The sequence below is a fragment of the Halomonas sp. THAF12 genome (genome assembly GCF_009363675.1).
Lineage (GTDB): Bacteria > Pseudomonadota > Gammaproteobacteria > Pseudomonadales > Halomonadaceae > Halomonas > Halomonas smyrnensis.
The window spans coordinates 2,803,453-2,815,167 of record NZ_CP045399.1; the positions used below are offsets into that span (position 1 = coordinate 2,803,453).

An 11,715-nucleotide genomic window follows, 5' to 3' on the forward strand; every position below is an offset into this window, starting at 1 on the left:
GGTCACCGACATCCCGACAAGCGCCCACATGAATTATCTGATCGATTGTTAAAGAGCCGCTCGACTCAATAAGGAGAAGAGCATCTTGCGTTCCCGGCCACTTGGCCAGTGCCTCGCAAGGAAGGCGTATTCTACGTGATCGGCGCGTCGTGTCAACCGGTGATCTTCAAGCTCTCGAGAGAGCGAAGCGGATGACCGAGCGTGCGACTTCAACGACTGAAGCGGCGTCCGATCGAGCCCTCAGCGGGCTATCGTAGTGAGTGGCGGGCATTTTACCGATTTCGCTGACCCTGTCAATCGAGCGTTTCCGACAACCGCCGAAAAACCTCAAGAAAAACAAGCGCTTTTGCCACTCATCACCGCCTGCAACGTTGCCCGTCGCCGGCAGCGGATGCGTACTTTACGGACTTCCCCGGGATGGTGCAAGGACTTTTTTCATGCGCCGTGTTGCACCAGGGCGCGCGCTCGGCGCGAGCCCCATGATGGCGGGGTTTCACGAGGTTCGGGCGATATCGCTTTTCCCGGACTCAGGCCCGATCGATCCGAATTCACGGAATGACCAAGCGCCCCCTGATTTCGGGTCCAGGTTCACCAACACCAACACCAACACCAACACCAACACCAACACCAACGAAAGCGTCGACCTGGCATCAGCCGGATCCTGCGATGACACATGACGACCAACGCCCCGCCCTCTCGAAGAGGACGGGGCGTTTTGTTTTTCGGGGTTCAATCCTGGCTCGGCCGGCGCCCTGCGCGATTGGCCAGACATGAAAAAACCCCGAGCCTTTCGGGCTCGGGTTTTTCTCGATACATAAGAAAAGCCCCGACCTCAACGAGGCCGGGGCTTTTCCGGAATAAGTGCCTGACGATGACCTACTCTCGCATGGGAACTCCCACACTACCATCGGCGCTGAGCGGTTTCACTGCTGAGTTCGGCAAGGGATCAGGTGGTTCCCGCACGCTATGGTCGTCAGGCGAAAAAGGCAATGCGAATCATGCTGACGAGATCGTCTCTCGCGTATCCGCCGTCGTCTGTTGTCAGTCACAGACCACTTGGGTGTTATATGGTCAAGCCTCACGGGCCATTAGTATCGGTTAGCTCAACGCCTTGCAGCGCTTCCACATCCGACCTATCAACCAGCTGGTCTTGCTGGGCCCTTCAGGAGGCTCGAGGCCTCGGGGAGATCTCATCTTGAAGGGGGCTTCCCGCTTAGATGCTTTCAGCGGTTATCCCGTCCGTACATAGCTACCCGGCGATGCCACTGGCGTGACAACCGGAACACCAGAGGTACGTCCACTCCGGTCCTCTCGTACTAGGAGCAGCGCTTCTCAAATCTCCAACGCCCACGGCAGATAGGGACCGAACTGTCTCACGACGTTCTAAACCCAGCTCGCGTACCACTTTAAATGGCGAACAGCCATACCCTTGGGACCGACTTCAGCCCCAGGATGTGATGAGCCGACATCGAGGTGCCAAACACCGCCGTCGATGTGAACTCTTGGGCGGTATCAGCCTGTTATCCCCGGAGTACCTTTTATCCGTTGAGCGATGGCCCTTCCATACAGAACCACCGGATCACTAGAACCTACTTTCGTACCTGCTCGACGTGTCTGTCTCGCAGTTAAGCACCCTTATGCTCTTGCACTCATTGCACGATTTCCAACCGTGCTGAGGGTACCTTCGTGCTCCTCCGTTACGCTTTGGGAGGAGACCGCCCCAGTCAAACTACCCACCACACACGGTCCTCGATCCGGATAACGGACCGGAGTTAGAACGCCAATGATGCCAGGCTGGTATTTCAAGGTTGGCTCCACTCGATCTGGCGACCGAGTTTCCAAGCCTCCCAGCTATCCTACACAAGCAACATCAGCGTCCAGTGTGAAGCTGTAGTAAAGGTTCACGGGGTCTTTCCGTCTAGCCGCGGGTACACAGCATCTTCACTGCGATTTCAATTTCACTGAGTCTCGGGTGGAGACAGCGTGGCCATCATTACGCCATTCGTGCAGGTCGGAACTTACCCGACAAGGAATTTCGCTACCTTAGGACCGTTATAGTTACGGCCGCCGTTTACCGGGGCTTCGATCAGGAGCTTCGCGTGAGCTAACACCATCAATTAACCTTCCGGCACCGGGCAGGCGTCATACCCTATACGTCCGCTTACGCGTTTGCAGAGTACTGTGTTTTTAATAAACAGTTGCAGCCACCTGGTATCTTCGACCGGCGTCAGCTCCACCCGCAAGGGGCTTCACCTAATACCGGCGTGCCTTCTCCCGAAGTTACGGCACCATTTTGCCTAGTTCCTTCACCCGAGTTCTCTCAAGCGCCTTGGTATTCTCTACCTGACCACCTGTGTCGGTTTGGGGTACGGTTCCACTGTATCTGAAGCTTAGAGGCTTTTCCTGGGAGCGTGGCATCGATGACTTCCAGACCGTAGTCTGTTCGTCTCGTCTCTCGGCCTTAGGGAACCGGATTTGCCTAATTCCCCAGCCTACTGACTTTCACCAGGACAACCAACGCCTGGCTCACCTAGCCTTCTCCGTCCCCCCATCGCAATACAGTGAAGTACGGGAATATTGACCCGTTTCCCATCGACTACGCCTTTCGGCCTCGCCTTAGGGGCCGACTCACTCTGCTCCGATTAGCGTCGAACAGAAACCCTTGGTCTTCCGGCGGGGGAGTTTTTCACTCCCCTTATCGTTACTCATGTCAGCATTCGCACTCGTGATACCTCCAGCATGCTTCTCAACACACCTTCGTCGGCGTACACGACGCTCCTCTACCGCTCATCATTCGATGAACCCGTAGCTTCGGTACCTGGTTTGAGCCCCGTTACATCTTCCGCGCAGGCCGACTCGACTAGTGAGCTATTACGCTTTCTTTAAAGGATGGCTGCTTCTAAGCCAACCTCCTAGCTGTCTAAGCCTTCCCACATCGTTTCCCACTTAACCAGGATTTGGGGACCTTAGCTGACGGTCTGGGTTGTTTCCCTTTTCACAACGGACGTTAGCACCCGCTGTGTGTCTCCCACGCTGCACTCACCGGTATTCGGAGTTTGCCTCGGGTTGGTAAGTCGGGATGACCCCCTAGCCGAAACAGTGCTCTACCCCCGGCGGTGATACGTGAGGCGCTACCTAAATAGCTTTCGAGGAGAACCAGCTATCTCCGGGCTTGATTAGCCTTTCACTCCGATCCACAAGTCATCCAAATCTTTTTCAACAGATCCTGGTTCGGTCCTCCAGTTGATGTTACTCAACCTTCAACCTGCTCATGGATAGATCGCCCGGTTTCGGGTCTATATCCAGCGACTGGTCGCCCAGTTAAGACTCGGTTTCCCTACGCCTCCCCTATACGGTTAAGCTCGCCACTGAATATAAGTCGCTGACCCATTATACAAAAGGTACGCGGTCACGGGACGAGCCCGCTCCCACTGCTTGTACGCACACGGTTTCAGGGTCTATTTCACTCCCCTCTCCGGGGTTCTTTTCGCCTTTCCCTCACGGTACTGGTTCACTATCGGTCAGTCAGGAGTATTTAGCCTTGGAGGATGGTCCCCCCATCTTCAATCAGGGTTTCACGTGCCCCGACCTACTCGATTTCACGGGATCAGGCTTTCGACTACGGGGCTATCACCCTGTATCGCTGAGTTTCCCAACTCATTCGCCTAACCTTTCACCCGCTTAAGGGCTGGTCCCCGTTCGCTCGCCGCTACTGGGGGAATCTCGGTTGATTTCTTTTCCTCGGGGTACTTAGATGTTTCAGTTCCCCCGGTTCGCCTCGTACACCTATGTATTCAGTGCACGATACCTATCTGACGATAGGTGGGTTTCCCCATTCAGAGATGTCCGGGTCGCAGGTTGTTTGCCACCTCGCCGAACCTTATCGCAGGCTTCCACGTCTTTCATCGCCTCTGACTGCCAAGGCATCCACCGTGTGCGCTTCATCGCTTGACCATATAACCCCAAGGGGTCTGATCCGCGATGACAACCACGACAATTGCCGGATACGCTTGAGACGTATCTCATGCCCTCTCCCGGGTAGGAGAGGGACTTTGTCAGCATGATTCACATTGTTAAAGAGCGACTGTCAATCGACAGTCACAAACGTGTCATCCCCTTGGGGAATGATCGCTTGTGACTGTGGATTCACATAAAACCGACTGCAGGACCCTGTGGAGAGTGGTGGAGCCTAGCGGGATCGAACCGCTGACCTCCTGCGTGCAAGGCAGGCGCTCTCCCAGCTGAGCTAAGGCCCCTCTGACAAGGTATTTGGTGGGTCTGGGCAGACTTGAACTGCCGACCTCACCCTTATCAGGGGTGCGCTCTAACCAACTGAGCTACAGACCCAAACAGTCTTTTGCTCTGGCCGATCAGATAATTCATTGTGGACACTTGCCGGGTGGCGGTGACGTCGTCGATTAAGGAGGTGATCCAGCCGCAGGTTCCCCTACGGCTACCTTGTTACGACTTCACCCCAGTCATGAACCACACCGTGGTGATCGCCCTCCGAAGTTAGGCTAACCACTTCTGGTGCAGTCCACTCCCATGGTGTGACGGGCGGTGTGTACAAGGCCCGGGAACGTATTCACCGTGCCATTCTGATGCACGATTACTAGCGATTCCGACTTCACGGAGTCGAGTTGCAGACTCCGATCCGGACTGAGACCGGCTTTATGAGATTAGCTCCCCCTCGCGGGATTGCAGCCCATTGTACCGGCCATTGTAGCACGTGTGTAGCCCTACTCGTAAGGGCCATGATGACCTGACGTCGTCCCCACCTTCCTCCGGTTTGTCACCGGCAGTCTCCCTAGAGTTCCCGACCGAATCGCTGGCAAATAGGGACAAGGGTTGCGCTCGTTACGGGACTTAACCCAACATTTCACAACACGAGCTGACGACGGCCATGCAGCACCTGTCTGAGCGTTCCCGAAGGCACCAATCCATCTCTGGAAAGTTCGCTCGATGTCAAGAGTAGGTAAGGTTCTTCGCGTTGCATCGAATTAAACCACATGCTCCACCGCTTGTGCGGGCCCCCGTCAATTCATTTGAGTTTTAACCTTGCGGCCGTACTCCCCAGGCGGTCGACTTATCGCGTTAACTGCGCCACAAAGGTCTCGAGGACCCCAACGGCTAGTCGACATCGTTTACGGCGTGGACTACCAGGGTATCTAATCCTGTTTGCTACCCACGCTTTCGCACCTCAGCGTCAGTGTCAGTCCAGAAGGCCGCCTTCGCCACTGGTATTCCTCCCGATCTCTACGCATTTCACCGCTACACCGGGAATTCTACCTTCCTCTCCTGCACTCTAGCCTGACAGTTCCGGATGCCGTTCCCAGGTTGAGCCCGGGGCTTTCACAACCGGCTTATCAAGCCGCCTACGCGCGCTTTACGCCCAGTAATTCCGATTAACGCTTGCACCCTCCGTATTACCGCGGCTGCTGGCACGGAGTTAGCCGGTGCTTCTTCTGCGAGTGATGTCCTTCTTGCGGGGTATTAACCCACAAGCGTTCTTCCTCGCTGAAAGTGCTTTACAACCCGAAGGCCTTCTTCACACACGCGGCATGGCTGGATCAGGCTTTCGCCCATTGTCCAATATTCCCCACTGCTGCCTCCCGTAGGAGTTCGGGCCGTGTCTCAGTCCCGATGTGGCTGATCATCCTCTCAGACCAGCTACGGATCGCGGCCTTGGTGAGCCATTACCTCACCAACTAGCTAATCCGACATAGGCTCATCCGATAGCGCAAGGTCCGAAGATCCCCTGCTTTCCCCCTTGGGGCGTATGCGGTATTAGCTTGAGTTTCCTCAAGTTATCCCCCACTACCGGGCAGATTCCTATGCATTACTCACCCGTCCGCCGCTCGACGCCTCCTAGCAAGCTAGGATCGTTTCCGCTCGACTTGCATGTGTTAGGCCTGCCGCCAGCGTTCAATCTGAGCCATGATCAAACTCTTCAGTTAAAAGTCTGATAGTTCCTAAGGTGGAACCAAACCTGGTTCAAGATTCAAACGTCTCTTTGACGAGTCGCTTGTCTTGATATCTAGTGACTGGTCACCGACATCCCGACAAGCGCCCACATGAATTATCTGATCGATTGTTAAAGAGCAGCTCGACTCAATAAGGAGAAGAGCATCTTGCGTTCCCGGCCACTTGGCCAGTGCCTCGCAAGGAAGGCGTATTCTACGTGATCGGCGCGTCGTGTCAACCGGTGATCTTCAAACTCTCGAGAGAGCGAAGCGGATGACCGAGCGTGCGGCTTCAGCGACTGAAGCGGCGTTCGATCGAGCCCTCAGCGGGCTACCGTAGCGAGTGGCGGGCATTTTACCGATTCCGCTGACCCTGTCAATCGAGCGTCTCCGACAACCGCCGAAAAACCTCAAGAAAAACAAGCGCTTCTGCCACTCATCACCGCCTGCAACGTTGCCCGTCGCCGGCAGCGGATGCGTACTTTACGGATTCTCCCGGGGTCACGCAAGCCCTCTCTACAAATATAGTCCGGCCGACCGTGCGGACCAAGACGATGCCCATGCCGTTTCGGCATCGCCCTGCCCCGCCGCCCTAGAAGCTGTCTTCAGGCACCCGAACGAAGCCTTCCATCAGCACCCGCGCGCTTCGACTCATGGTGGCCTTGAGCGCCGTCCAGCCGCTGGCGGCCTTGCGGGCCTCTGCCCCCACCCGCAGCGTGCCGGAGGGGTGACCGAAGCACACCGAGGTACGCTCGCCGCCGCCGGCGGCCTTGCTGACCAGGGTGCCCGGCACGGCGGCCGCGCTGGCGATGGCCACCGCGGCGGTGCCCATCATGGCGTGATGCAGCTTGCCCATGGACATCGCCCGCACCAGCAGGTCGATATCCTCGGCGGCGACGGTCTTGCCGCTGGAGGCGAGATAGTCGGCCGGCGGCGCCACGAAGGCCACCTTGGGCGTGTGCTGACGCTGAGTCGCTTCCTCGGACCGGGCGATCAACCCCATACGCAGCGCGCCCTGGGTGCGAATCGCCTCGAGGCGCGCGAGCGCCTCGGGGTCATTGTTGATCGCCTCCTGCAGTTCGGTGCCGGCATAGCCGATGGCCGCCGCCTCGACGAAGACGGTCGGAATGCCGGCGTCGACCAGGGTCGCCTGCAGGGTGCCGATGCCCGGCACCTCGAGCTCATCGACCACGTTGCCGGTAGGGAACATGGCGCCCTCCCCGTCCGCGGGATCCATGAAATCCACCGCCACCTCGGCGGCCGGGAAGGTGACCCCATCGAGTTCGAAGTCGCCGGTCTCCAGGACCTCGCCGTCCCGCATCGGCACGTGGCCGACGATGGTCTTGCCGATGTTGGCCTGCCAGATGCGCACCTCGGCGATGCCGTCCCGCGGCAGGCGCTCGGGGTCGACCAGGCCGCTGGCGATGGCGAAGGGCCCCACGGCCGACGAGAGATTGCCGCAGTTGCCGCTCCAGTCGACGAAGGGAGCGTCGATGGACACCTGGCCGAACAGATAGTCGACGTCGTGATCCGGGCGCTCGCTCTTCGACAGGATCACCGTCTTGCTGGTACTGGAGGTCGCCCCGCCCATGCCGTCGATCTGCTTGCCATAGGGATCGGGGCTGCCGATCACCCGCAGCAGCAGCGCATCGCGGGCCGCCCCGGGCGCACGAGCGGCCTCGGGCAGGTCGTCCAGGCGGAAGAACACGCCCTTGCTGGTGCCGCCACGCAAATAGGTGGCGGGAATGCGAATCTGGGTCATGCGTGGGTCGCCTCCTCGCTCTCTTCCCCTTCTAGGAAGTCCTCGGCGAAGCGCTGCAGCACGCCGCCCGCCTTGTAGATGGAGACCTCCTCGGCGGTATCCAGACGGCAGATCACCGGCACCCGCTCCATGCCCCCACTCTTGCGGTGGATCACCAGCGTCAGCATCGCGCCCGGGGCGGGGTCGCCCTCCACGTCGTAGGTCTCGGTGCCGTCGAGCGCCAGCGTATGACGGGTCGTGCCGGGCTCGAACTGCAGCGGCATCACGCCCATGCCGATGAGATTGGTGCGGTGGATGCGCTCGAAGCCCTCGGCGACGATCGCCTCCACGCCGGCGAGCGCCACGCCCTTGGCCGCCCAGTCCCGCGACGACCCCTGGCCATAGTCGGCGCCGGCGATGATGATCAGCGGCTGACGACGCGCCATGTAGGCCTCGATGGCCTCCCACATGCGGGTGACCTTCCCTTCCGGCTCGATCCGCGCCAGCGAGCCCTGGATCACCTCACCCGCGTCGTCGCGCACCATCTCGTTGAACAGCTTGGGATTGGCCAGCGTCGCGCGCTGGGCGGTGAGATGGTCACCGCGGTGGGTGGCGTAGGAATTGAAGTCCTCTTCCGGCAGGCCCATCTTCGCCAGATACTCGCCGGCGGCGCTGTCGGCCATGATGGCGTTGGACGGCGACAGATGGTCGGTGGTGATGTTGTCCGGCAGGATCGCCAACGGCCGCATGCCCTTGAGCCCGCGCTCGGCGGCCATGGTGCCTTCCCAGTAGGGCGGCCGGCGGATATAGGTGCTCTGCGGGCGCCAGTCGTAGAGCGGGCTCTCGGCGGCCTCCACCGCATCGAGATCGAACATCGGGATATAGACCTCCCGGAACTGCTCGGGCTTGACGTACTCGCCGACGATGGCGTCGATCTCCTCGTCCGAGGGCCACAGGTCCTTGAGGGTGATCGGCTGGCCGTCGGGATCGAAGCCCAGGGCATCCTGCTCGATATCGAAGCGCACCGTGCCGGCGATGGCGTAGGCCACCACCAGCGGCGGCGAGGCCAGGAAGGCCTGCTTGGCATAGGGATGAATGCGCCCGTCGAAGTTGCGGTTGCCGGACAGCACGGCGGTGGAATAGAGATCGCGGTCGATGATCTCCTGCTGGATCTTCGGGTCCAGGGCACCGGACATGCCGTTACAGGTGGTGCAGGCGTAGGCGACGATGCCGAAGCCGAGCCTCTCGAGCTCCGGCAGCAGGCCGGCCTCTTCCAGGTAGAGGCGTGCGACCTTGGACCCCGGCGCGAAGGACGACTTCACCCAGGGCTTGCGCACGAGGCCCAGCGCGTTGGCCTTCTTCGCCAGCAGGCCGGCGGCCACCACGTTGCGCGGATTGGAGGTATTGGTGCAGCTGGTGATGGCGGCGATGATCACCGCGCCATCGGGCATCAGTCCCTCGCGCTCTTCCTGCTGCGCCTTCGCGTAATCGACCGCGACGCCACGGTCGTGCAGCGCGCTGGTCGGCAGGCGGCGATGCGGGTTGGAGGGGCCGGCCAGGTTGCGCTCCACGGTCGACAGGTCGAATTCCAGCACCCGCTCGTACTCGGCGCCGGCCAGGTCGTCCGCCCACAGGCCGGCCTGCTTGGCGTAGGTCTCGACCAGCTCGACCTGCTCGGGCTCGCGCCCGGTGATCTTGAGGTAGTCGAGAGTCTGGTCGTCGATGTAGAACATCGCCGCGGAGGCGCCGTACTCCGGCGTCATGTTGGAGATGGTGGCACGGTCGCCGATGGTCAGGCTCGCCGCCCCCTCGCCGAAGAACTCCAGATAGGCCCCCACCACCCGTTCGTTGCGCAGGAACTCGGTGATCGACAGCACGATATCGGTGGCGGTGATGCCGGGCTTGCGCTTGCCGGTCAGCCGCACGCCGACGATGTCGGGCAGGCGCATCATCGAGGGGCGGCCCAGCATCACGGTCTCGGCCTCGAGGCCGCCGACACCGATGGCGATCACCCCCAGGCAGTCGATATGCGGGGTGTGGCTGTCGGTGCCGACGCAGGTATCCGGGAAGGCGATGCGCTTTCCATTCTCATCGGGGCGCGCCTGCACCACCGGCGACATCTTCTCCAGGTTGATCTGGTGCATGATGCCGTTGCCGGCGGGAATGACGTCGACATTCTCGAAGGCGGTGCGCGTCCAGTCGATGAAGTCGAAGCGATCCTCGTTGCGGCGATCCTCCACCGCCCGGTTCTGCTCGAAGGCGTCCTGCTCGAAGCCGGCATGCTCCACGGCCAGGGAGTGGTCGACGATCAGCTGGGTCGGCACCACCGGATTGACCTTGGCCGGGTCGCCGCCGCGCTCGGCGATGGCGTCGCGCAGTCCGGCCAGATCGACCAGCGCCGTCTGGCCGAGGATGTCGTGACAGACCACCCGGGCCGGGTACCAGGGGAAGTCCAGATCGCGCTTGCCGTCGATGATCTGCTCGAGGGCGGCGTCGCGCAGGCCCGGCTCGCAGCGGCGCACCAGCTGCTCGGCCAGCACTCGGGCGGTGTAGGTCAGGGTGTCGTAGGCGCCGGGGCGAATCGCCTCGACCGCCTCGCGGGTATCGAAGTAGTCCAGCCCGGTGCCGGGCAGGGGCTTGCGGTAATCGGTATTCATGGCGTGGCCACCCTCGGATCGGGTCGTGGACAGGAAAGAACGCGCCGGAAGCAGCAGTGAAGCCGGGGACAAGGCGAAGCGAGGGTCCTACGCCATGAATGGCGTCGGTAGCGCCCAGGGATGGGTTCACAGCGCCCTCGCGCAGACTTGTCCCCGGCGATGCTCATGCCGGGCATCGAACTGAAGCGTCAGTCTCGCTCCTCGATCGGCACCCACTCGCTATGCTCCGGCCCGGTGTAGTCGGCGCTCGGGCGGATGATGCGATTGTTCTCGCGCTGCTCGAAGACGTGGGCGCACCAGCCGGTGACCCGCGAGCAGACGAAGATCGGGGTGAACAGCTTGGTGGGAATGCCCATGAAGTGATAGGCGCTGGCGTGGAAGAAGTCGGCGTTGCAGAACAGCTTCTTCTCGCGCCACATCACCGCCTCGACGCGCTCGGAGACCGGATAGAGCACGCTGTCGCCCACATCTTCGGCCAGCCGCTTCGACCACTTCTTGATGATGGCGTTGCGCGGATCGGACTCGCGATAGATCGCATGGCCGAAGCCCATGATCTTGTCGCGGCGGGAGAGCATGCCGAGGATCTCGCGCTCGGCCTCCTCCGGCGACTGCCAGTGCTCGATCATCGCCATGGCGGCCTCGTTGGCGCCGCCGTGCAGCGGGCCGCGCAGCGAGCCGATGGCCCCGGTCACGCAGGAATGCATGTCGGAGAGGGTCGAGGCACAGACCCGCGCGGTGAAGGTCGAGGCGTTGAACTCGTGCTCGGCGTAGAGGATCAGCGAGACGTTCATCACCCGGGCGTGCAGCTCGGAGGCCGGCTCGCCGCGCAGCAGGTGCAGGAAGTGCCCGCCCACGGACGCGTCGTCGGTCTCGGTCTCGATACGCACGCCATCGTGGCTGAAGCGATACCAGTAGCAGATGATCGAAGGCAGCGCCGCCAGCAGGCGGTCGGCGACGTCCTGCTGCTGATCGAAGCTCTCTTCGGTCTCGAGGTTGCCGAGCATCGAGGCGCCGGTGCGCATCACGTCCATGGGGTGGGCATCGGCCGGAATCTGCTCGAGCACGGTCTTCAGCGCCGGCGGCAGGCCGCGCAGGCCCTGGAGCTTGGCGATGTAGGCATCGAGCTCTTCCCGGTTGGGCAGCTTGCCCTTGAGCAGCAGGTAGGCCACTTCCTCGAAGCGCGCCTTGTCGGCGAGCTCGCTGATGTCGAAGCCACGGTAGGTCAGGCCGGCACCGCTCTTGCCGACGGTGCACAGGGCGGTGGAGCCGGCGCTCTGACCGCGCAGGCCGGCGCCGCCGATCGGTTTGTCTGCCATGGTGTCTCTCCTCTTGCTGCGTGAGCTTGGCGTGGTGT

Annotated in this window: 4 protein-coding genes, 2 tRNA genes and 3 rRNA genes; 1 reads left to right on the top strand and 8 read right to left on the bottom strand. The window is 61.1% G+C overall.

Going from position 1 to position 11,715, the window contains the following annotated elements:
• Window positions 1-437: 437 nt before the first annotated feature.
• A complete protein-coding gene (locus FIU88_RS13000) occupies window positions 438-677 on the top strand; it encodes a hypothetical protein (protein ID WP_152479518.1) in 240 nt (79 codons plus the stop codon).
• A 186-nt stretch (window positions 678-863) separates the two neighbouring features.
• Here the strand turns inward: FIU88_RS13000 and rrf are convergent.
• From rrf to prpC, 8 genes are all read right to left on the bottom strand, one after another.
• Window positions 864-978: ribosomal RNA gene (rrf, locus tag FIU88_RS13005) — 5S ribosomal RNA — on the bottom strand.
• Between the two features lie 89 nt (window positions 979-1,067).
• Window positions 1,068-3,954 (bottom strand): 23S ribosomal RNA (locus tag FIU88_RS13010).
• Window positions 3,955-4,180: 226 nt separating this feature from the next.
• A tRNA-Ala gene (locus FIU88_RS13015) sits at window positions 4,181-4,256 on the bottom strand.
• Between the two features lie 14 nt (window positions 4,257-4,270).
• Window positions 4,271-4,347 (bottom strand) — tRNA-Ile (locus FIU88_RS13020).
• Window positions 4,348-4,419: 72 nt separating this feature from the next.
• A 16S ribosomal RNA gene (locus FIU88_RS13025) occupies window positions 4,420-5,957 on the bottom strand.
• The 16S, 23S and 5S rRNA genes sit together here with 2 tRNA genes alongside, the layout of an rRNA operon.
• Before the next feature lie 598 nt (window positions 5,958-6,555).
• A complete protein-coding gene (gene prpF / locus FIU88_RS13030; RefSeq protein ID WP_152479519.1) occupies window positions 6,556-7,725 on the bottom strand; it encodes a 2-methylaconitate cis-trans isomerase PrpF in 1,170 nt (389 codons plus the stop codon).
• The gene (acnD, locus tag FIU88_RS13035) at window positions 7,722-10,361 is read right to left on the bottom strand and encodes a Fe/S-dependent 2-methylisocitrate dehydratase AcnD (protein ID WP_152479520.1); all 2,640 of its coding nucleotides are present in this window, start codon (window positions 10,359-10,361) and stop codon (window positions 7,722-7,724) included. The genes prpF and acnD overlap by 4 nt, the downstream gene beginning before the upstream one ends.
• Window positions 10,362-10,549: 188 nt before the next feature.
• A complete protein-coding gene (prpC, locus tag FIU88_RS13040) occupies window positions 10,550-11,677 on the bottom strand; it encodes a 2-methylcitrate synthase (RefSeq protein ID WP_152479521.1) in 1,128 nt (375 codons plus the stop codon).
• Window positions 11,678-11,715 lie beyond the last annotated feature (38 nt).

Excerpts from the sequence above, each read along its gene's own strand:
- prpF (WP_152479519.1), bottom strand. The coding sequence starts at position 7,725 with ATGACCCAGATTCGCATTCCCGCCACCTATTTGCGTGGCGGCACCAGC.
- prpC (WP_152479521.1), bottom strand. The coding sequence starts at position 11,677 with ATGGCAGACAAACCGATCGGCGGCGCCGGCCTGCGCGGTCAGAGCGCC.
- FIU88_RS13000 (WP_152479518.1), top strand. The coding sequence starts at position 438 with ATGCGCCGTGTTGCACCAGGGCGCGCGCTCGGCGCGAGCCCCATGATG.
- acnD (WP_152479520.1), bottom strand. The coding sequence starts at position 10,361 with ATGAATACCGATTACCGCAAGCCCCTGCCCGGCACCGGGCTGGACTAC.